This window comes from Asticcacaulis solisilvae, from assembly GCF_052327315.1.
Classification (GTDB): Bacteria; Pseudomonadota; Alphaproteobacteria; order Caulobacterales; family Caulobacteraceae; genus Asticcacaulis; species Asticcacaulis solisilvae_B.
In genome coordinates this window covers 1,146,182-1,166,003 of sequence record NZ_CP166196.1, presented here as the reverse complement: position 1 = coordinate 1,166,003, position 19,822 = coordinate 1,146,182, and the positions used below count along the sequence as shown (strand labels likewise).

19 protein-coding genes are annotated in these 19,822 nt (G+C 64.5%); 8 read left to right on the top strand and 11 right to left on the bottom strand.

Annotated elements, in window-relative coordinates:
- Window positions 1-2 precede the first annotated feature (2 nt).
- The 4 genes from AB8717_RS05415 (at window position 3) to AB8717_RS05400 (ending at window position 4,499) form a co-directional block, all read left to right on the top strand.
- Window positions 3-1,157, top strand: a complete 1,155-nt coding sequence (locus tag AB8717_RS05415; RefSeq protein WP_443750012.1) for a CaiB/BaiF CoA transferase family protein — start codon at window positions 3-5, stop codon at window positions 1,155-1,157.
- Window positions 1,154-2,809, top strand: a complete 1,656-nt coding sequence (locus AB8717_RS05410) for a thiamine pyrophosphate-binding protein (protein ID WP_443750011.1) — start codon at window positions 1,154-1,156, stop codon at window positions 2,807-2,809. Before AB8717_RS05415 ends, AB8717_RS05410 begins: the two co-directional genes overlap by 4 nt.
- 267 nt (window positions 2,810-3,076) lie before the next feature.
- On the top strand, window positions 3,077-3,871 hold the full coding sequence (locus AB8717_RS05405) for a DUF72 domain-containing protein (protein WP_443750010.1): 795 nt from the start codon (window positions 3,077-3,079) through the stop codon (window positions 3,869-3,871).
- Window positions 3,872-3,956: 85 nt separating this feature from the next.
- Window positions 3,957-4,499, top strand: coding sequence for a hypothetical protein (locus tag AB8717_RS05400; protein ID WP_443750009.1), 543 nt, complete (start codon window positions 3,957-3,959; stop codon window positions 4,497-4,499).
- Window positions 4,500-4,526: 27 nt separating this feature from the next.
- On the opposite strand, the gene AB8717_RS05395 is transcribed toward AB8717_RS05400, so the two are convergent.
- The 7 genes from AB8717_RS05395 to AB8717_RS05365 all read right to left on the bottom strand — a co-directional run bounded on the left by AB8717_RS05395 (window position 4,527) and on the right by AB8717_RS05365 (window position 13,545).
- A complete protein-coding gene (locus AB8717_RS05395; protein WP_443750008.1) occupies window positions 4,527-6,134 on the bottom strand; it encodes a response regulator in 1,608 nt (535 codons plus the stop codon).
- Complete coding sequence (locus AB8717_RS05390; RefSeq protein WP_443750007.1) at window positions 6,131-6,745, bottom strand: chemotaxis protein CheB; 615 nt, start codon at window positions 6,743-6,745, stop codon at window positions 6,131-6,133. Before AB8717_RS05390 ends, AB8717_RS05395 begins: the two co-directional genes overlap by 4 nt.
- The gene (locus tag AB8717_RS05385; RefSeq protein WP_443750006.1) at window positions 6,742-7,590 is read right to left on the bottom strand and encodes a CheR family methyltransferase; all 849 of its coding nucleotides are present in this window, start codon (window positions 7,588-7,590) and stop codon (window positions 6,742-6,744) included. The genes AB8717_RS05390 and AB8717_RS05385 overlap by 4 nt, the downstream gene beginning before the upstream one ends.
- A 3-nt stretch (window positions 7,591-7,593) precedes the next feature.
- The gene (locus AB8717_RS05380; RefSeq protein ID WP_443750005.1) at window positions 7,594-11,055 is read right to left on the bottom strand and encodes a response regulator; all 3,462 of its coding nucleotides are present in this window, start codon (window positions 11,053-11,055) and stop codon (window positions 7,594-7,596) included.
- 167 nt (window positions 11,056-11,222) lie between these two features.
- Complete coding sequence (locus AB8717_RS05375; RefSeq protein ID WP_443750004.1) at window positions 11,223-11,468, bottom strand: DUF6587 family protein; 246 nt, start codon at window positions 11,466-11,468, stop codon at window positions 11,223-11,225.
- Complete coding sequence (gene feoB, locus AB8717_RS05370; RefSeq protein ID WP_443750003.1) at window positions 11,468-13,300, bottom strand: ferrous iron transporter B; 1,833 nt, start codon at window positions 13,298-13,300, stop codon at window positions 11,468-11,470. The genes AB8717_RS05375 and feoB overlap by 1 nt, the downstream gene beginning before the upstream one ends.
- Window positions 13,300-13,545, bottom strand: a complete 246-nt coding sequence (locus AB8717_RS05365; protein ID WP_443750002.1) for a FeoA family protein — start codon at window positions 13,543-13,545, stop codon at window positions 13,300-13,302. The genes feoB and AB8717_RS05365 overlap by 1 nt, the downstream gene beginning before the upstream one ends.
- Before the next feature lie 267 nt (window positions 13,546-13,812).
- Between AB8717_RS05365 and AB8717_RS05360 the strand changes: the two genes are divergently transcribed.
- Together AB8717_RS05360 and AB8717_RS05355 are read left to right on the top strand one after the other, a co-directional pair.
- Complete coding sequence (locus AB8717_RS05360) at window positions 13,813-14,028, top strand: hypothetical protein (RefSeq protein ID WP_443750001.1); 216 nt, start codon at window positions 13,813-13,815, stop codon at window positions 14,026-14,028.
- Between the two features lies 1 nt (window position 14,029).
- Window positions 14,030-14,578, top strand: coding sequence for an inorganic diphosphatase (locus AB8717_RS05355; protein WP_443750000.1), 549 nt, complete (start codon window positions 14,030-14,032; stop codon window positions 14,576-14,578).
- Here the strand turns inward: AB8717_RS05355 and AB8717_RS05350 are convergent.
- The 4 genes from AB8717_RS05350 to AB8717_RS05335 form a co-directional block, all read right to left on the bottom strand.
- A complete protein-coding gene (locus AB8717_RS05350) occupies window positions 14,575-15,831 on the bottom strand; it encodes a flavin monoamine oxidase family protein (RefSeq protein ID WP_443749999.1) in 1,257 nt (418 codons plus the stop codon). The two genes, AB8717_RS05355 and AB8717_RS05350, sit on opposite strands and share 4 nt — an antisense overlap.
- A gap of 88 nt (window positions 15,832-15,919) precedes the next feature.
- Entirely contained in the window at window positions 15,920-16,690 is a 771-nt protein-coding gene (locus AB8717_RS05345; RefSeq protein ID WP_443749998.1) for an ABC transporter permease, read from the bottom strand.
- Window positions 16,677-17,618, bottom strand: coding sequence for an ABC transporter ATP-binding protein (locus tag AB8717_RS05340; RefSeq protein ID WP_443749997.1), 942 nt, complete (start codon window positions 17,616-17,618; stop codon window positions 16,677-16,679). The genes AB8717_RS05345 and AB8717_RS05340 overlap by 14 nt, the downstream gene beginning before the upstream one ends.
- A 93-nt stretch (window positions 17,619-17,711) precedes the next feature.
- Window positions 17,712-18,179 (bottom strand): polyhydroxyalkanoate granule-associated phasin, encoded by a 468-nt coding sequence (locus AB8717_RS05335; protein ID WP_443749996.1) that lies wholly within the window; start codon window positions 18,177-18,179, stop codon window positions 17,712-17,714.
- A 102-nt stretch (window positions 18,180-18,281) separates the two neighbouring features.
- On the opposite strand from AB8717_RS05335, the gene AB8717_RS05330 reads away from it, so the two are divergent.
- Both AB8717_RS05330 and AB8717_RS05325 read left to right on the top strand, forming a co-directional pair.
- On the top strand, window positions 18,282-18,506 hold the full coding sequence (locus AB8717_RS05330) for a hypothetical protein (protein ID WP_443749995.1): 225 nt from the start codon (window positions 18,282-18,284) through the stop codon (window positions 18,504-18,506).
- A gap of 87 nt (window positions 18,507-18,593) precedes the next feature.
- The gene (locus AB8717_RS05325) at window positions 18,594-19,739 is read left to right on the top strand and encodes an aminotransferase class I/II-fold pyridoxal phosphate-dependent enzyme (RefSeq protein WP_443749994.1); all 1,146 of its coding nucleotides are present in this window, start codon (window positions 18,594-18,596) and stop codon (window positions 19,737-19,739) included.
- Window positions 19,740-19,822: the final 83 nt, after the last annotated feature.

Sequence of the window (19,822 nt, the reverse complement as noted above, 5' to 3'; positions counted from 1 at the left end):
GCATGAAGCCCCTCTCCGGCGTCCGCGTTCTCGAACTGGCGCGCATTCTGGCGGGGCCGTGGTGCGGGCAGTTGCTGGCCGACCTCGGCGCCGAGGTCATCAAGGTCGAACGTCCGGGTGTGGGCGACGATACCCGCACCTGGGGCCCGCCCTTCGTCACCGATGCGGCGGGCAAGGCGTGGGGCGCGGCCTATTTCCATAGCTGCAACCGCGGCAAGTCGTCGGTCGCCATTGCGCTCGACTCGCCTGAGGGCCAGACCGCAATTCGCGGGTTGGCATCCGAGGCCGACGTGCTGATCGAGAACTTCAAGGTCGGCGGACTGGCGAAATACGGCCTCGACTATTCGTCGCTTCGGGGAATAAATCAACGGTTGATATACGCTTCGATCACGGGATTCGGCCAGGACGGTCCCTACGCCCAGCGCGCCGGCTATGACTATATCCTGCAGGGCATGGGCGGGTTGATGGACATTACGGGCGATCCCGACGGCCAACCGCAGAAGGTCGGGGTCGCGGTCGTCGATATTTTCACCGGGCTTTACACCGCCAACGCGATTCTCGCCGCCTTGCATGGCCGTGCCACGACGGGCGAAGGCTGCCATATCGACATGGCGCTGTTCGATACGGCGGCGTCCATCCTGGCCAACCAGGGCATGAACTACCTGGCATCGGGAAAGTCCCCCTCGCGCCTCGGCAACGCCCATCCCAATATCGCGCCCTACCAGGTTTTCGCCGTCGCCGACGGTCACGTCATCGTCGCCGTGGGCAACGATTCGCAGTTCAGGACATTGTGCCAGGTGCTTGACGCGACTCACCTTTTCGACTCTGACCTCTACCGGACGAACAGCGCGCGTGTCGCCCATCGCGCTGAACTTGAAGCAGAACTTCAACCGCGTCTGAAGACCTGGACACGGAGCGATCTGTTGGCGCGGCTCGAAGCGGCAGGCGTTCCCGCCGGCCCGATCAACCGCGTCGAGGACGTGTTCAACGACCCGCAAATCGTCCATCGCGGCATGAAGCTCGACCTTGTCGGCGCGGACGGATCGACGGTATCGGGCATCGCCTCGCCGATCGTGATCGACGGCGTGCGCATGGCGGCCGATACGCCCAGCCCGAGGCTCGGTTCGGGGCAAGACTTATGGAAAGACCGGTCATGACGTCCAGAAACGGCGGCAAAATTCTTATCGATCAACTGTTGATCCAGGGTGTCGACCGCGTCACCTGCGTGCCGGGTGAAAGCTTCCTGGCGGCGCTCGACGCCATGCACGACGCCGATATCGACGTCATGGTCTGCCGCCACGAAGGCGGCGCGGCGATCATGGCCGAAACCGCCGGCAAGCTGACCGGCAAACCCGGCATCTGCTTTGTCACGCGCGGCCCCGGCGCCATGAATGCCGCCCACGGCGTCCATATCGCCCAGCACGATTCGTCGCCGATGATCCTGTTCATCGGTCAGGTCGAGCGCGCCTTCCGCGGACGTGGCGCCTTCCAGGAGATGGACTACGAAGCCGTCTTCGGCAGCGTCGCCAAGTGGGCCGTCGAGATTGACGACGTCAAACGCATCCCCGAAATCGTCGCCCGCGCCTTCGCGGTGGCGACCCAGGGCCGCCCCGGCCCGGTCGTCGTCTCACTGCCCGAAGACGTCCTGACCGACGCGGCCGAAGTGGCCGACACGCCCGTTCTTACGCCCGTAAAACCCGAATTGTCGATCGTCCAGTTCCAGCAATTGGAGGCGTTGCTACGGGCAGCGGAACGCCCGATGGTCATCCTGGGGGGCAGTGGCTGGAGTGCCGACGGGTGTTCTGCCATCGCCGACTTCGCCGCGCGCTTCAAAATTCCGGTGGCGACCGAGTTCCGCCGCACGGCCCTTTTCCCCGCCACGCACCCGTCCTATGCCGGCGACCTCGGCTTCGGTCAGAATCCGAAACTTGCCGAACGCGTCAGGTCCGCGGACCTTTTGATCCTGCTCGGCGCGCGCATGGCCGAGGTGCCGTCGGCCGGCTATACCCTCATCGATTGTCCCGTCCCGAAACAGAAGATCGTTCACGTCTTCCCCGACGCTAACGAGATCGGCCGCGTCTATCCACCCTCGCTCGGCATTGTCTGCGATCCGTCATCGTTTGCGGGCTCGCTGAGCTGGATGAAGGCGCCGCTCGATCTTCCGTGGGCGACGCAAACCGAAAACGCCCATATGGATTACCTGACCTGGACGGGCGCGCCGCCGCGCATTCCGGGCGATTTCCAGTACGGCGACGCGGTCCGGCAACTGTTCGCCGCAGTCCCCGCCGACACCATCGTGTGCAACGGTGCCGGAAACTACGCCATCTGGGTCCATCGCTACTGGCGGCACACGCTTCCCAATACCCAAGCCGCGCCGACCTCGGGCAGCGTCGGTTACAGCGTGCCGTCAGGCGTGATGGCGAAACGGCTCTTTCCGGATCGCACCGTCGTGGTCTTTGCCGGCGACGGCTGCTTCCTGATGCACGGCAACGAGTTCGCCACCGCCGTGCAGTACGGCATCCCGGTCATCGTCATCGTCGTCGACAACGGCATGTACGGCACGATCCGCATGCATCAGGAACGCGACTATCCGCACCGCGTCGTCAGCACGGGGTTGAGCAATCCCGACTTTGCCGCGTACGCCCGCGCCTTCGGCGGCCATGGCGAGACGGTAAAGACGACCGACGAATTCCTCCCGGCCTTCAAGCGCGCCCAGGCGTCCGGCCTGCCTGCCATCCTGCACTGCTTCCTCGATCCGCAGGCCATCACGCCCGCGAAAACCCTGGATCAGATCGCGCTCGGGGGCTGAGAAAAAGGAGGGGATCCACAGATTACACAGATTTCACAGATTATTCCGAGTGTTAGCCATCGTCCTGTGCGATCTGACACCTTTGAATGCGCTCTGCGCGAAGGGCCTTCCGGCATCGCGCCGATGCAGGCAAGGCTCTGAAAAATCTGTGAAATCTGTGAAATCTGTGGACCTCCTTCCTTACTACGACATGCTCCTGACAGTTCCGGGCTGGACCGCGTCGGAAAACGTGCGCATAAATTGCGCGACTTTCGGGAGACCACGACCATGAGCGGAAAGATCTATATCGGTATCGGCGGCTGGACCTACGAACCGTGGCGCGGCGTCTTCTATCCCGAAAAGCTGTCGCAGAAGCGCGAGCTCGAATACGCCGCGTCCAAGCTGACCTCGATCGAGATCAACGGCACCTATTACGGCGCGCAGAAACCCGAATCCTTCCGCAAGTGGCACGACGAAACGCCCGACGGCTTTGTCTTTACCCTCAAGGGCACGCGTTTTGCCACCAACCGCAAGGACCTGTCGCAGTCCAAAGACTCCGTCGACCGCTTCCTCAACAGCGGCATCACCGAGCTCAAATCCAAGCTCGGCGCCATCAACTGGCAGTTCATGGCGACCAAGAAGTTCGATGCCGAAGACTTCGAAAACTTCCTGAAGCTGCTGCCGGCCTCGATCGAAGGCGTCGATCTGCGCCACGCCGTCGAGGTGCGCAGCGAAACCTTCCGCGACCCGGCCTTCATCGCCCTGGCCCGCAAATACAAGGCCAGTGTCATCACCGGCACGGACAGCGAATTCCCGGTCATCGCCGACCAGACCGCCGACTTCGCCTATCTGCGCCTGATGGGCTCCAGCGAAGACCACAAGCTCGGCTATTCCGAAAAGGCGCTCGACGACTGGGCAAAGCGCCTGAAGGCCCTGGCCGCCGGCGACCTGCCCGACGATCTTGAGGTGGTCGACCGGGCCAGCCACGAAAAGCGCCCGCGCGATGTCTACGCCTACGTCATCAGCGGCCACAAGGTGCTGAACCCGGCCGCCGCCATGGCGCTGATCGAACGGCTCAAATAGTTGGCGAATTTCGCGACGTGCAGCTTGGATTAACGATAAATCGTGTAATGATAGGGTCTCCCCTTTCGTATCCCGCTTACCCATCATGAAGCCACAGCTCGTAAAGTCAGACACGCCGTCCGAAGATGGTCTCAGCGTCACGCTGAACAAGCCGGAAAAGCGCAAGAGCTATGCCTTGCCGCTGATGATCGCTGCGGCCGTCCATGTCGTCGTCATCGGCGCCATCGCGCTGAGCCTTACCGGTAAGCACAAGACCGAGCCCAAGCCGGGCGTCCCGGCCCTGCGCACCGAGCCGCAACCTGCCGTCATCGCCCCGCCGCCCACAGCCCCCGTCCAGGCCGCACCCGCGCCGCTTCCGGCGGAAAGTGTCGCTGCACCGGCAGCCGCGCCAGTCGTCACGAAGCCGGTCGAAAAGCCCAAACCTGTCGCGAAGAAGGCGCCGGTGAAGGCCGAGAAAAAGGCAAAGGCTGAAAAGACCAGGGTAGCGGCGAAGAAGACGGCCAAGGCCGTGCATGGCAAGGCTGCAAAGGCAAAGGCCGCGAAGGCAAAGGCCGCGACCAAAAAGAAGCCGGCGCCTCCGAAGAAGACGCCGACGCTCGATCTCGAAAAGCTCAGCAAGGGCCATTAGGCCTTACGGCGAAGGCCCGGCATACTCTTATTTGGGCTTTTCGATGTCGCCCAGCACTTCCTGCAACAGTTCGAGATAAACCGGCTTGACCAGGTGATGATCGAAGCCCGCCTCCTTGGCGCGCTGGCGGTGCTCGTCCTGTCCCCAGCCGGTCTGCGCGATGAAGACGGTATTCTTCAGGTGTGGCTCGGGCTTCATCGCCGCGCACAGGTCATAGCCGTTCATGCCCGGCAGGCCGATATCCATCATGACCACGTCGGGCAGGTATTCCTTCGACATCGCCATGGCTTCCGCGCCGTTGTGCGCGATCTTGTAGTCGTGGCCGATCATCTCGACCATCCAGCCCGTCGTCTGGGCCAGGGCCTCGTTGTCCTCGACGATCATGATACGAAGCCCCCCGGGTGTCCCGGCCGTTTCCGGGGTCGCCGACTGTTCTTCCGTCACTGCCGTGTCCTCCACAAGCGGCAGGCGGACAGCAAACTCGCTGCCCTTTCCCATGCCGTCGCTCCGTGCCGATATAGCGCCCCCGTGCATTTCCACCAAGGCCTTTACCAGCGTCAGTCCGACCCCCAGGCCGCCGTATGAGCGCTCAAGCGACTGATCCGCCTGGGCGAACATGTCGAAGATGCGCGCCATGGTCTCGGGCGCCATGCCGATGCCCTGGTCGCGCACCCGCACCGTGGCAAAACCGTTCTCGACCTCGGCCGTGAAACGGATTTCCTTGCCCGGCTCGCTGTACTTGGCGGCGTTGTTGAGCAGGTTCGAGAATATCTGCGCCAGCCTTGTCATGTCGGCGTCGAACCAGACCGGTTGCGACGGGAAATCGGTCACCAGGGCATGGCCGAACTGTTCGATCAGCGGATGCGATATCTCGACCGCAGCGCCCAGCACGTCCGACAACTCAAGGCGCTGCTTTTTCAGCACGATCTTGCCGCGCGTGATGCGCGCCACGTCCATCAGGTCGTCGACCAGCCGCACCATCTGCTTGACCTGGCGGTCCATCAGGCCCAGGGCCTCGTCGCGCACGCGCGGCGGCGCCTTGCCGGAAGACAACAGGCTCAGCGAATTGGACAGCGGCGCCAGCGGGTTGCGCAGTTCGTGCGCCAGGGTGGCCAGGAACTCGTCCTTGCGCTGGTCGGCATCCTTCAGGGCGGCAGCGTATTTGCGGCTTTCCTTCAAAAGCCGGCTGTTCTCCTCGGCCGTCGCCGCCAGGCGGTCGCGCTGCGCGGCCAGTTGCTGGCGCTGGCGGAACAGCTCGAAGAAGACGTCGCACTTCGAGCGCAGGATATCGGGCTCAAGCGGCTTTTCCAGGTAATCGACCGCCCCGGCCTCATAACCGCGGAAGCGGCGGTTGCGGTCGCCGATGCCGGCCGTCAGGAAGATGATCGGAATGCGGCGCGTGCGTTCGTTGCCACGCATCGTCTCGGCCAGCTCGAAGCCGTCCATTTCCGGCATCTGCACATCGAGCAGGGCCAGGGCGACCTCGTGCTGCAACAGCAGTTCCAGAGCCTCGACGCCGGACGTCGCCTTAAGGAACTGCAAGCCCTCGCGGCGCAGCAGCGCTTCCAGGGACAGCAGGTTTTCCGGCCGGTCGTCGACGATCAGGAAGGGTACGGACAGGGTCGACATCATCATGCACGTGCCTCCACGGTCTGTCCCAGGCCGCACACAAAGGCGGCGATCTCGTCCAAACTCATGATCCGCGCATCGGGACAGGCGTCGATGGCGGATTTCGGCATCATACTGGCGTAGGCTTCTTCAGGTTTTTCGATCAGGCCCTGGCCGCCCGCGGCCATGATGGCCTTCAGGCCCTGGGCGCCGTCATTATTGGCGCCGGTCAGGACGATGCCGACCAGGGCGGGCCCATAGGCGTCGGCCGCGGATTCGAACAGGACGTCGACCGACGGGCGCGAGAACAGCACCGGCTCGTCGTTCGACAGCGACAGGTAGCCGTCGGGCTCGACCAGCAGGTGATAATCGGGCGGCGCGAAATAGACGACGCCGGGCTCGATCGGCGCCTTGTCCTCGGCCTCGCGCACCACGACCTGGCACTTGTCGGCGAACAGGTCCGACACGATGCTGGTCTTGCCGGGCGGCAGGTGGATGACGATGAAGACCGGAATCGAAAAATCGGCCGGCAGCAGCGGCAGGATGGCCGACAGCGCCTTCAGCCCGCCGGCCGATACGCCGATGGCGATGGCCGAGACAGTGACGGGTTGCGGCAGGACGGATACGCGCTTGCTCATGATCCGTCCCGCTTCTGGTAGATGCGTTCGTCGCGCGCGAATTCGGTGAAACGCTCGGCGTGCTCGGAAAAGCGCAGCGATTCCTTGGCGCCAAGCCCCAGGAATCCCTTGCGCGCCAGCGACTGGCTGAACAGGCCGATGGCGCGGTCCTGCAGGTCCTTGTTGAAATAGATCAGGACGTTGCGGCACGAGATCAGCTGCGTTTCTGCGAAGACCGCGTCGGTCGCCAGGCTGTGGTCGGAAAAGACCGTGTTCTTGCGTAAGCCCTTGTCGAAGCTGGCGGCGCCATAGGCCGCCACATAGTAGTCCGACAGCGACGTCTTGCCGCCCGACAGCCGGTGGTTTTCGGTGAACAGCTTGATGCGGTCCAGGTCGTAGACCCCGCTTTCCGCCTTCTTCAACGCATCGCCGTTGATGTCGGTGGCGTAGAAAAGCGTCCGGTCGAACAGGCCTTCCTCACGGAAGAGAATGGCAAAGGAATAGAGCTCCTCGCCCGTCGAGCAGCCGGCGATCCACACCTTGAGCGACGGATAGGTGCGCAGGTGGGGCACGACCTTTTCGCGGATGGTGCGGAAATAGAGCGGATCGCGGAACATCTCCGACACCTGCACGGTCAAGTACTGCAACAGGTCGGGCAGCAGGGCCGGCTCATGCAGCACCTGATCCTGCAACACCGAGAAGGAACGGCAGTTGAAGTGCTCGCGCGCCTGGTTCAGCCGCCGCTTGACCGAGGCCATGGCGTAGCCGCGGAAGTCGTAGTGATACTTGAGATAGATGGCGTCGAGCAGCAGCCGGATCTCGATATCCTCGGTCTTGGACTGGCTTACGGCGGCTGACGACGGCATGACTTACCTCGGCATCCACACGCGGACCAGCGAGACCAGCTTCTCGACGTCGAGCGGCTTGGCCATGTAATCGTTGGCGCCCGCGTCCAGGCACTTTTCCTGGTCGTCCTTCATGGCCTTGGCCGTCAGCATGATCACCGGCAGCTTCTTCCACTCGGCCTGCTTGCGCAGCTCGCGCGTCGCCGTCAGCCCGTCCATCTCGGGCATCATGACGTCCATCAGCACCAGGTCGATGGCCGCTTCCGGCGTTTCCTTCGACTTCTCCATCGCCTCCAGCGCCTCGCGGCCGTTGCGCGCGATCTGCACCCTGGCGCCCAAAGGCTCGAAGATGTTGGTGACGGCATAGACGTTGCGCACGTCGTCCTCGACGATCAGGATGCGGCGCCCTTCCAGGATCGAATCGCGGTTGCGCGCCTTGCGCAGCAGGGTCTGCTGTTCCGGCGACAGTTCCGACACCACCTGGTGCAGGAACAGGCTGACCTCGTCGAGCAGGCGTTCCGGCGACTTGGCGCCCTTGATGATGATCGACTTGGAATAGCGGCGCAGGCGCTGCTCGTCTTCATAGCTCAGGTCGTGGCCCGTATAGACGATGACCGGCGGGAAGGAATAGGCGTCCTCCTGGCTCAGCGTCTCGAGCAGCGAATAGCCCGAAGCGTCGGGCAGGCTGAGGTCCAGCACCATGCAGTCGAACGTGCTGGCGCGCAGGGCGTCCAGGCATTCGGCCGCCGTGCCGACCGGGCGGCATTCGACATCGTCGGCCTGCAACAGGCGGCAGACGGCGTCACGCTGCACGTCATCGTCCTCGACGACCAGCACGTGGCGCATCTTGGAATCGAGGCGGCTTTCGAACTTGCGGAAGGCTGCGACCAGTTCCTCGCGCTTGACCGGCTTGAGCATATAGCCGACGGCGCCGAGCGACAGGGCGGCATGGGCATAGTCGCTGGCCGACACGACATGGACCGGGATGTGGCGCGTCGTCTCGTCGTGCTTCAGGCGGTCGAGCACCGACAGGCCGGAATTGTCCGGCAGGCCGACGTCGAGCACGATGGCCGACGGGCGATAGTGGCGCGCGGTCGCCAGCGCGTCCTCGGCCGTCGCCGACAGCAGGCACAGGAAGTCGAGATCGTGCGCCAGTTCGTAAAGGATGCGGGCAAAGGCCTCGTCGTCCTCGACGATCAGGATGCTGCGGCTGTCTTCGTTCAGCTTGTCGCGGTCGTCGACGATGCGGCGCGATGGCGCCGGCGCGGCCGTTTCGCGCTTGGGGGCCGTCTTGGCAGGCACAGCCTTGGCGGGCGCGGCCTTGCGCGGTTCCGGGGCTTCGGCGGCCGGCGCGACCAGCGGGGCGACGCCCGCCGGATCGTAGACGAAGGGCAGGCTCAAGGAGAAGGTCGAGCCCTCGCCCTGCACGCTTTGCAGCGAAATGGTGCCGCCGAGCAGGCGCGCCAGCTCGCGCGAGATCGACAGGCCGAGGCCCGTGCCGCCGTACTTGCGGCTGATCGTGCCGTCCGCTTGCCGGAAAGCCTCGAAGACGGCGCGCTGCTGTTCCAGCGAGATACCGATGCCGGTATCGGTCACGGCGAACTGCAAGCGGTCGTCCTGGCCGCGCATGATGACCAGCTCGACCGAACCGCTCTCGGTGAACTTGAAGGCGTTCGACAGGAGATTCTTCAGCACCTGTTCCAGGCGCTGGCGGTCGGTGTCGAAGACGTCCGGCGCGCCGTCGGCGACGCGCGTATGGAATTCCAGCCCCTTCTGGCCGGCGATCGGATCGAAGGTGCGGCGCAGGTCGCCGAGCAGACGGTTGACCGAAACGGGCTCGGGCCGGATTTCCATCTGGCCGGCCTCGATCTTCGACAGGTCGAGAATATCGTTGATCAGGGCCAGCAGGTCGTTGCCCGACGACTGGATCGTTCGGGCGAACTTGACCTGCTCCTCGGAAAGGTTGCCGTCGGGATTGTCGCTGAGCAGCTTGGCCAGGATCAGCGACGAATTGAGCGGCGTGCGCAGTTCGTGCGACATGTTGGCCAGGAAGTCGGACTTGTAGCGGCTGGCCTTTTCCAGTTCGTCCGCCTTCTGCTCGACGGCCTCCTTGGTGCGGAGGAGCGCCATCTTCTGGTCCTCCAGCAGCCGGGCCTGTTCCTCGAGCTGGGTATTGGTCTGCTCCATCTCAGCCTGCTGCTGTTCCAGCCGCAGGTGCGATTCCTTGAGCGCCCGGCTCTGCTCCTCCAGTTCTTCGTTGCTGACGCGCAGTTCTTCGGACTGGGTCTGCAATTCCTCGGACTGGCGCTGCGTTTCCTCGAGCAGGTTCTGCAGGTGCTGGCGGTACCGCGCCGAGCGAACGGCGACGCTGACGGACTCGGCGACGCGTTCCAGCATGGCGCGCGCATCGGCCTGGGCGTCGTTGAGGAAGCCGAGTTCGACGATGGCGTCGACCGTGCCTTCGGACTGCGCCGGCAGGATCATGAGGGTGCGCGGCTTCCATTGGCCCAGCGCCGCCCCGGCGGTCAGCTCGACCGTTTCCAGGTTGTCGAGCACCGTGAATTCGCCGGACTGGGCGGCCTCGCCCTGCAGGCCCTCGCCGTTGCGGAAGGATTCCGACACGCGCGAGGCATCCGGCACGCCGTAGGTCGCGGTGCGGCGGAACAGCCCGCCTTCCTTGACGAAGAAGGCGCCGGCGTGGCCGCCGACATACTTGGCCAGGAACGACAGGACATTATGCCCCAGCTGTTCCATGTTCTGCTCGCCAAGGAGGGCGTTGGCCAGCCCGGCCTCGCCGGCCTGCAGCCACTCCTGGCGGCGTTGCGCCGAGGTGGCGCGGCTGATCATCACCGTGATGACGCCCGACAGGATCAGGCCCAGGATGGCGGCGACGGCGGTGGCGCCGATGGCCCCGCCATAGGCGTCGTTCATCTCGGCTATGGCGCGCTGGCGGCGTCCGGTCTCTTCGCCTTGTATGGACGAGATCGCCTCTCGGATCGCGTCCATCTCGATCTTGCCGTGATCGCTGTCCACCACGGCCAGCGCCGGCGCGAAGCCTTCGGCCCTGCGGACGCGGATCGTCTCGGCCAGTTCGTTCAGCTTGGCGTTGATATGCAGGCGCAGGGTTCTGAGATTTCGGCCCTGCACGGCATCGTCCTGGGTCAACGCCGCGATCGAGGTCAGCCGGTCCTCGACCTGGCTGAGCGCTTCCGAATAGGGCGTGAGGTAGGAATCCTTGCCGGTCAGGATGAAACCGCGCTGCCCGGTCTCCGCATCCTTCAGCGTCGATAGCAGTTGCGTGGATTCCAGCAGGACTTCATGGGTTCTCGTCACCGCGGCCGTGTCCCGGCGCAGGGTGGAGATGTTCATGTACGATACGACGCCGCTGATGACGAAGAAGGCTGCTACTGCAGCCAGGCTGAGCGAAACGGTGATGTCGGCTCTGGTGCGCCGCCCCGTCCCCCTCAGAAACGTGTTTTTTGTCATGCTCCGCTTCCAGGGCTGGCGCCGATCCCCTTCGAGCTGAGCTCACGATGAGCCCAACTCAATCGGTGCCAGGAACGCGCCACCCTACGGGACCGGCTTGCAAGTGTCCAATAAGGAGCCGAGAGCTCCTTGTAAAAATTCAATAAATGACACTGATGAACGCTGCGTTAGCGCCGCGGCACATCACGCAGCATGGCTGCAATATTACCGCACGAGTTGCAGGCTCCGCAGCCGCCGGCATCGCCGCAACCGCCTTCGGAGGTTTTCGCCGCGACGCGCGCCGCCACCGGACGCGGCAGAACCGCCGCCGCCAGCCGCTTCACGGTCTTCGGAAACGCCTTGCGCGCCACGTGTTGCAGGCTGAACAGCACCGCCGCGGCAATGATTACGACCTGAAGAACGGCATATACCATCACAGCCTCGTTGCGATCTGGTAGGTGGCGAAGGCGGCGAAATAGGCCAGGGCGAACAGGTAGCCGGCGGTGACCGCCACCATCTTCCACGAATTGGTCTCACGCCGGATGACGGCCAGGGTCGACATACACTGCGGCGCGAAGACGTACCAGGCCAGCAGCGACAGGGCCGTGGCCAGGGTCCATTGCGATGAGATCAGCTGGCCCAGCGCCGCCGACGCGGCGTCTTCGTTGCTGGCGGTGACCGAATAGACCGTGCCCAGCGACGACACGGCGACTTCGCGCGCGGTCAGGCCGGGGATCAGGGCGACGCAGATCTGCCAGTTGAAGCCGACCGGCGCGAAGAGCGGCTGCATGGCATGGCCGACGATTCCCGCCAGGCTGTAGTCGATCGCCGGGCCGGTCGCGCCCTTCGGCGGTCCCGGGAAGGTGGTCAGCACCCAAAGGATGGTATTGGCGGCGAAGATCGTCCCGGTGATACGGCGCATGAAGATCTTGGCGCGCTCCATCAGGCCGATCGCCAGGTTGCGGGCATTGGGCAGGCGGTAGGACGGCAGTTCCATCATCAACGGATGCTCCGCCTTGTCCTTGCGCGTCACACTGATGACCAGGGACACCAGAAGACCCGACAGGATACCGGTGATGTACAGCGCAAACAGGATCAGGCCCTGGAAGCTGAGGAAGCCGGCGACCGTGCGTTCCGGAATGAAGGCGGCGATCAGGAGGCCGTAGACCGGCAGGCGCGCCGAACACGTCATCAGCGGCGCGATCAGGATGGTCGTCACGCGGTCGCGCATATCGTGGATAGAGCGCGTCGCCATGATGCCCGGAATGGCGCAGGCATGGCTGGACAGCAGCGGAATGAAGGAGCGCCCCGTCAGCCCGGCCTTCGACATCGGTTTGTCGAGCAGGAAGGCGGCGCGCGGCAGGTAGCCCGATTCTTCCAGCGCCAGGATGAAGAAGAACAGGATCAGGATCTGCGGCAGGAAGACGACGACCGAGCCCAGGCCGCCGATAAGGCAGTTCTGCACGAAGCTCTTCAACAGGCCGTCGGCCATGTGCGCGCCGGCCTGGGCGCTCAGATAGTCGAACAGCGCCGTGATGCCGTCCATCATAGGCTTGGCCCAGGTGAACACAGCCTGGAAGATGACGAACATGACAAGAAGCAGGATGGCGATGCCCGCCACCGGATTGAGCAGGACGCGGTCGAGCGTGTCGTCGACCTTCGACGTGCGCGACGGCATGACGACGGCGGCGCCGAGCACCCGGCGCACCTCGGCGTGCAGGTCTTCGGGCACGGCGGCCGCATCGGTGGCCGCATCGGTGACGGTGCGGTCGAGGTGGGCGACCAGTTCGGCGGCGCCGTTGGCCTTGACGGCGACGGTTTCGACGACCTGGATGCCCAGTTCGCGCGACAGGGCGACGCGGTCGATGCGGATGCCGCGCGCGGCGGCGGCATCCATCATGTTGAGCGCCAGCACCATGGGCCGGCCGAGTTTCTTGACCTCGAGCACGAAACGCAGGTGCAGGCGCAGATTGGTAGCGTCGGCGACGCAGACGATCAGGTCCGGCATGGCCTCGCCGGGCCGGCGGCCCAGGCAGACGTCGCGCGTGATGATCTCGTCCGGGCCCATGGCGTCGAGGCTGTAGGTGCCCGGCAGGTCCATGACGCGCACCCGGCGGCCGGACGGCGCCGTGAATTCGCCCTCCTTGCGCTCGACCGTCACGCCGGCATAGTTGGCGACCTTCTGGCGCGCGCCGGTAAGCTGGTTGAACAGGGCCGTCTTCCCGCAGTTGGGATTGCCGACAAGGGCGATGGTCAGGGCGTCCATTACTCGGCGGCCTCCGGCAGCACGGTCACGCGCGCGGCCTCGGCCTTGCGCAGGGCAAAGCGCGTGAAGCCGACCTGGACCAGCAGCGGATCGGCACCGATCGGCCCGCGGCCCACCACCTTGACGAACTCGCCGTCGACAAAGCCAAGCTCGCGCAGGCGGCGGCCGATGACGTCGTCGGCGCCGACATCGGCGACCGCAACGACGGTGGCCGGGGCAAAGGGAGGCAGTTCACTCAGTTTCATGACGGTTTTGGGGCTATTTCAGCAGCAATCCGGACGGACTCGCATCGCCGGCCTTATCTTGCGAATGATTATCATTTATGCGCCCCCCGGGTCAAGTACAAGGGGCTGTTTTGCCGCAGGCGAATATTCCCCGGCAGCGGGCCGGCGCAAACAACACCGGAACGTGTCTTTATCGCCTTTTGATGCGGCGCATCGAGACCGTCCGCAGTATTTTTATCCCCGGAACGTTAACACCAGAGTATTCAAAAACGGCAGGGAGTTTCGACCATGGATACGCTGGATTCACCGCTCAGGGCGCCGCGAACCCCGGCCACGACCTTTCCCCGCATGGATACGGTTGCCAACCAGATCGCCGAAACGACCTTCCGGTTGCAGGAAAACATCCGCAACATGCCGCTGACCAGCTTCGCCGTCGCGGTCGTCCTGGGGATTACGGTCGGATCGATGATGACACGGGCCTCCTACACCTTCCATCGGCACTAGGATGGATTTCTACCGGGCCCTCGCCGCGATCGAACCGTCCACGGGCCTGGTGAACGCCGTCATCGACACGCCCAAAGGCAGCAACGGCAAGTACAAGCACGATCCCGACACGGGCCTGTTTCGCTTAAGCAAGCTTCTGCCGCTCGGCGCGTATTTTCCGTACAATTTCGGTTTCGTGCCGCAGACTCGTGGCCAGGACGGCGACGAACTCGACATCCTGGTCATCATGGACGAGCCGCTCCATATCGGTGCGGTCGTGCCGGTGCGCGTCATCGGCGTGTTGCGCTCCGAACAGAGCGAGAGCGAGGGCAGCCCGGCCTTCCGCAACGACCGGCTGCTGGGCGTGCTTGAGACCAAGCACAATCCGCCCGAGATCCGCCACTACAAGGACCTCACCTCCCAGCGCCTGGCCGAGATCGAGCACTTCTTCCTGTCGTACAACCTGATGGAGGGCCGCCCCTTCAAGAGCCTGGGCCGCGGCGGCCCCGAAGAAGCGCTGAAGCTGATCCGCGAACAGACGATAGACGCCGGCGTGGCGCAGCTGAGCTAGGCGACCTCCGCCACCTTGACGCCCAGGGCCTCAATGGCCATCCGCGCGCCGGCTCGCCCGGACAGGCATGCGCCCGCGACCGACGCCGGAAAGCGCGTGTCGAAGGTATCGCCGCAGAAGACGACGGCGCCTTCCATGCGTGGTCCGGACCGTTTCGCGCCCGGCAGGCAGCACGAATAGGCCCCGCGCGAATAGGGATTGGCCACCCAGCGCGTGACGATGGCGGGCGAAACCACATGCATGTCGAAGCCGCGCAGGGCCGCGACCGGCCGCAGCACGCCGACGGCATAGTCGAGCGCTTCGGCCGGCGTCATGCCCTCGATGCGTTCCGCCTGGCGGCCCGCGACATAGAGCTGGATGACAGGTTCCCCGCCGCTGTGCACGTGACAGAAGTGGGGCGGGTCGCCGTCGAGAAGCTCGATGGCCATATCGACAGGGATTTCGCGCGCGGCCAGGAAGGCCGGATCGCATTCGATGACGATCTTGTTGACCCGGCCCATGACCAGCCCGGCCAGATGCTCATGGAAGTCGCCGGACAGGGGCGGCTGGAAGGTGACCATATTGCTTTTCAGCACGCCCAGCGAGCCGGTGAACAGCACGCGCCGGGCCAGCCATTGCGAGCCGTCCATGGCCTGGATGCGCACGCCGTCGTCGGCTTCCGCGACCCTCGAAACCGAGGTCCGCAGATGGATGCGCGCCAGCCCCGCCTCCTCGGCCATGCGCCCGATCAGCGCGCCCATGCCGCCTTCGATCTCAAGCCCGCCCGGCGTGTTTTCGTCGCTTAGGAATTCAAGCGCCGACGGCACGACCGGCGGATCGACGCCGTCCCACAGCAGCGCGAAATCGGCCAGCATCCGGTGCGCCTCGGGGTTGGCGGCCAGCTCGGTCAGGGCGCAGTCCGGCGCCTGCCCGCTTTTGATGGCGTCCGCCCTGTCGTGATCGATGGCGGTGTCCAGCCAGTCGTCGCCGGCCTGGCGCAGTTCGCCGTTTTCCTGGATGTAGATGGCTTCGCCCGTATCGCGGCGATAGCCGATACCGTAGCGGTCGAGTTCGGCCTGGAGCGGATTGCCTTCGCCGTGCAGCCAGTGCGCACCCAGATCGATGACCCGGCCGGAGGACAGGCTGCGTGAACGGGCGCGGCCGCCGGGCTGGTCGCAGGCTTCCAGAATACGGTAGGACAGGCCGGCGCGCTTGCATTCCAGCGCCGCCGTAAGGCCGGCAATTCCGGCGCCGACAATGATGATATCTTCCATTTTGCGACCCTCCTTGTGCCGTAAGGATTCGCGCAAAAAGCGATAAGGACTCAATACGTTTCCATAAAGACGGGGTTAGGTTTCCGTCTTACGTCCTTAAACGATACCCGGTCTTGAATATCCACCAGATGACCGCCAGGCAGACCAGCATGAAGGCGAGCGTCATGCCCAGGCTGACCCAGACGGTGACGTCGGCCTGTCCGTAGAAGGCCCAGCGGAAGCCGTTGACCAGGTAGACGATCGGGTTGAACAGGGTCACCGTATGCCACGGCGCCGGCAGCACGCGGATCGAGTAGAAGGTCCCGCCCAGGAAGGCCAGCGGCGACAGGATGAGCAGCGGCACGACCTGCAGCTTTTCGAAGCCGTCGGCCCAGCACCCCAGGATGAAGCCGAACAGGCTGAAGGTCAGCGAGGTCAGGATCAGGAAGGCGACGGTCGCGATCGGGTGAACGATGTCGTAGTGCACGAACAGGCGCGCCGTCGCCATGATGACCAGGCCCAGCACCACCGACTTGGTGGCGGCCGCGCCGACATAGCCGACCAGGGTCTCGACGATCGACACAGGCGCCGACAACACTTCGTAGATCGTGCCGGTGAAGCGCGGCAGGTAGATGCCGAAACTGGCGTTCGACGTGCTTTCGGTCAGGATGGTCATCATGATCAGGCCGGGCACGATGAAGGCGCCGTAGGGCACGCCGCCGACCGTCTGCATGCGGCTGCCGATGGCCGAGCCGAAGACGATGAAGTAAAGCGAGGTCGAGATGACCGGCGCCGCCAGGCTCTGGAACAGGGTGCGGATCGACCGGCCCAGTTCCGCGAAATAGATGACGCGCATGGCGTGGACGTTAAGGGCGCTCATGATTGTTCCCCACCAGGCTGACGAAGATGTCCTCCAGCGAAGACCGCTTCATGTCGATGCTCTTGAAGTCGATATTTTCGGCGGCCAGCCGCTTGACGAAGGCCGCGGCGCTGGCGTCCTCCTCGTCGGCCTCGCCCGACATGGTGAGCGTCAGCACCAGCCCGTCATCCGACAGGCTGAGCGGCCACGCCGACAGCTCGGGCGGCAGGCCGTCGAGCGGACTTTTCAGCTCGACGCGCAGTTCGGCGCGGCCGAGCTTTTTCATCAGGGCGTGCTTTTCCTCGACCAGGATGATCTTGCCCTTGTCGATGACCCCGATGCGGTCGGCCATCTCCTCGGCCTCTTCGATATAGTGGGTCGTAAGGATGATGGTGGTGCCGCGTTCCCGCAGCTTGCGCACCATCTCCCACATGTCGCGGCGCAGCTCGACATCGACGCCGGCGGTCGGCTCGTCGAGGAACAGCAGGTCGGGCTCGTGCGCCAGCGCCTTGGCGATCAGCACCCGGCGCTTCATGCCGCCCGACAGCGTCGCGATCTTGCTGTCCTTCTTGTCCCACAGCGACAGGTCGCGCAGCAACTGCTCAAGGTGCTTCCTGTTCGGCGCCTTGCCGAACAGGCCGCGCGAGAACTCGACCGTGTTCCACACGGTGATGAACATGTCGGTCGCCAGTTCCTGCGGCACCAGCCCGACCTTCGACCGCGCGGCGCGGTAATCCGCAATCGTGTCATGGCCGTCGACCGTGATGGCGCCGCCCGTCGGCCGCACCAGCCCGCACACGGCGCCGATCATCGTCGTCTTGCCGGCGCCGTTCGGGCCCAGCAGCGCGAAAATCTCGCCACGCTCGATTTCAAGATCGACGCCCTTCAGCGCCTGGAAGCCGCCGGCATAGGTCTTTTCCAGGCCCTTGATCGATAGAATTGCGTCCATGACGGCTCCCGCACTGTTGCGCCAGACAGCTATAACAGCGCTCGCCCGATCCTGTCAGCAGGCTTGCGGACAGTCCCGGCCATTTGTCCGGGATCAGCGCTTCTTCGACAGCCGCTTGGCATTGGCCTTGGCGCGGCGGCGATAGGGCTCGACGGCGGCCTGGCCGGCACGAACGGCTACGTCCGCCAGGTCGTGGCTGGTCAGGGGCTCGACCATGGCCTGGCCAAGCTTCATCTGCGCTTCCAGGAACTGCGGAACGGTGCGGCTCGACGCCATGCCCCATGCCGCTTCCATCATCTGGGCCGGCACGGTCATGGCCATCTGAGTGGCGGCGCGCGCCGCCTGCTCGGCCAGGGCAAAAGCAGCCTCCTGCCCGGCCTCGGCCTTTTCCTGGACCATCAGGGTGAATTCCTTCTGGTCCTTTGCGCTCAACGGCAGTTGCGCCGTGCTCATGCGGCCGGTGCGGTGCCCGATGACCTCGGCCGAAGCCAGCATCATCTCTCCCGTAGCGAACATTAAGTCGGTCCACAGGCCGAAGGGCGTCGATTGTCTGGATGTCATACGCGGCACGGTACTTTGAAACCGCTAAGGAAGCCATACGGCATGGGGGCTTGACTCACGAATAAGATTGGAACAAAATAGGAACATATTGGAGGGTTCGCAATGACGGCACCTTATCGCACCCGCGACAATCGCTTGAACTGGCGCCTGAGCTGGGATCGCGTCGATCCTGTCCCCGAGCGCGACCTTAAGCTGATTCTGGGCGAAGGCGACTTCCGCCGCCTGTATGGGCCGCACGGAGCCGCGCCACAAGGCTATTACCGGGGCAGCGACCGCAATGGTAATTCCATCGCCATTCGAGTCATTCCGGACGCAATCGCAGCTTAGGGGGGCTGCGTAGACGGGCGGCGCCGGGGGGAATGGCGCCGCCCGTCCCAATGGGCTATAGGCCGCTTCCCACCAGCGAGGCCTGCCATGTCAACAGAGATCGAGCCCTTCTACGCCATCGAGATCGGCCAGATGGCGTACCGCATGCAGTCCGAGGGGCGCTCTGTCATCCACATGGAGTACGGCCAGCCCTCGACCGGCGCGCCGAAAGCGGCCATCGCGGCGGCGCATGGCGTGCTCGACGCTGATCCCATGGGCTACTGGGAGAGCCAGGCCCTGAAGGATCGCCTGGCCCGCCACTACGCCGAAACCTACGGCGTAGCCGTGCAGCCTTCGCAATTCATCCTGACCTGCGGCGCTTCACCGGCCCTGGTTTTGGCGCTGCTGGCCAGCTTTGCGCCGGGCGATCGCGTGGCCCTGGCCCGGCCGGGCTATGTCGCCTACCGCAATACGTTGAAAGCGCTGAACCTCGTTCCGGTCGAAATCCCGTGCGACGCCGGGGTTCGCTTTCAATTGACCGCCAGGGCGATCGCGGCCCTCGATCCCGCGCCCCAGGGCGTCATCGTCGCCAGCCCGGCCAATCCCACGGGCACGCTGATCGAGGCTGATGAGCTCAAGGCCATCGCGGAGGTGTGCGAGGCGCGCGGCATCCGCGTCGTGTCGGACGAGATCTACCATGGCCTGAGCTATGTCGGCGCGGCGCGTTCGATCCTCGAATTTTCGCCCGGCGCCCTGGTGATCAACAGCTTCTCGAAATATTTCAGCATGGTCGCCTGGCGGCTCGGCTGGTTGCTGGTGCCCGAAGCCCTGGTCGGCCGCGCCCGCGCCTATATGGGCAACCTGTTCCTGACGCCGCCGTCCCTGAGCCAGCACGCCGGGCTGATCGCGCTCGACGCCCGCGACGAACTCGACGGCCACGTCCGCGCCTATGCCAAAAATCGCGACCTGATGCTCGAAGCCCTGCCGAAGCTGGGGCTCAACCGCATCGCCCCGCCCGACGGCGCCTTTTACATCTATGCCGATATCGGCCACCTGACGAACGACAGCATGGCCTTCTGCAAACAGCTGCTCGCCGACACGGGCGTGGCGACCGCGCCCGGCATCGATTTCGATCCGGTCGACGGCCGCCACTTCATCCGCTTCAGCTTCGCCGTCTCGACGCCCGAGGTCGAAGAGGCCATCCGCCGCCTTGAGCCCTGGTTCGCCGCTTATACCAACGGTCATAAAGAATGACCGTTGGTATAAGCTTTTTTTGCAGCTCAAACGGCGGTCAATCGCCGCTGGAATAAGCTTCCCTTACGTCCATATGGAAAACC

Coding starts and splice junctions, on each gene's coding strand:
- AB8717_RS05415 (WP_443750012.1), top strand. CDS start 3: ATGAAGCCCCTCTCCGGCGTCCGCGTTCTCGAACTGGCGCGCATTCTG.
- AB8717_RS05410 (WP_443750011.1), top strand. CDS start 1,154: ATGACGTCCAGAAACGGCGGCAAAATTCTTATCGATCAACTGTTGATC.
- AB8717_RS05405 (WP_443750010.1), top strand. CDS start 3,077: ATGAGCGGAAAGATCTATATCGGTATCGGCGGCTGGACCTACGAACCG.
- AB8717_RS05400 (WP_443750009.1), top strand. CDS start 3,957: ATGAAGCCACAGCTCGTAAAGTCAGACACGCCGTCCGAAGATGGTCTC.
- AB8717_RS05395 (WP_443750008.1), bottom strand. CDS start 6,134: ATGATGATGTCGACCCTGTCCGTACCCTTCCTGATCGTCGACGACCGG.
- AB8717_RS05390 (WP_443750007.1), bottom strand. CDS start 6,745: ATGAGCAAGCGCGTATCCGTCCTGCCGCAACCCGTCACTGTCTCGGCC.
- AB8717_RS05385 (WP_443750006.1), bottom strand. CDS start 7,590: ATGCCGTCGTCAGCCGCCGTAAGCCAGTCCAAGACCGAGGATATCGAG.
- AB8717_RS05380 (WP_443750005.1), bottom strand. CDS start 11,055: ATGACAAAAAACACGTTTCTGAGGGGGACGGGGCGGCGCACCAGAGCC.
- AB8717_RS05375 (WP_443750004.1), bottom strand. CDS start 11,468: ATGGTATATGCCGTTCTTCAGGTCGTAATCATTGCCGCGGCGGTGCTG.
- feoB (WP_443750003.1), bottom strand. CDS start 13,300: ATGGACGCCCTGACCATCGCCCTTGTCGGCAATCCCAACTGCGGGAAG.
- AB8717_RS05365 (WP_443750002.1), bottom strand. CDS start 13,545: ATGAAACTGAGTGAACTGCCTCCCTTTGCCCCGGCCACCGTCGTTGCG.
- AB8717_RS05360 (WP_443750001.1), top strand. CDS start 13,813: ATGGATACGCTGGATTCACCGCTCAGGGCGCCGCGAACCCCGGCCACG.
- AB8717_RS05355 (WP_443750000.1), top strand. CDS start 14,030: ATGGATTTCTACCGGGCCCTCGCCGCGATCGAACCGTCCACGGGCCTG.
- AB8717_RS05350 (WP_443749999.1), bottom strand. CDS start 15,831: ATGGAAGATATCATCATTGTCGGCGCCGGAATTGCCGGCCTTACGGCG.
- AB8717_RS05345 (WP_443749998.1), bottom strand. CDS start 16,690: ATGAGCGCCCTTAACGTCCACGCCATGCGCGTCATCTATTTCGCGGAA.
- AB8717_RS05340 (WP_443749997.1), bottom strand. CDS start 17,618: ATGGACGCAATTCTATCGATCAAGGGCCTGGAAAAGACCTATGCCGGC.
- AB8717_RS05335 (WP_443749996.1), bottom strand. CDS start 18,179: ATGACATCCAGACAATCGACGCCCTTCGGCCTGTGGACCGACTTAATG.
- AB8717_RS05330 (WP_443749995.1), top strand. CDS start 18,282: ATGACGGCACCTTATCGCACCCGCGACAATCGCTTGAACTGGCGCCTG.
- AB8717_RS05325 (WP_443749994.1), top strand. CDS start 18,594: ATGTCAACAGAGATCGAGCCCTTCTACGCCATCGAGATCGGCCAGATG.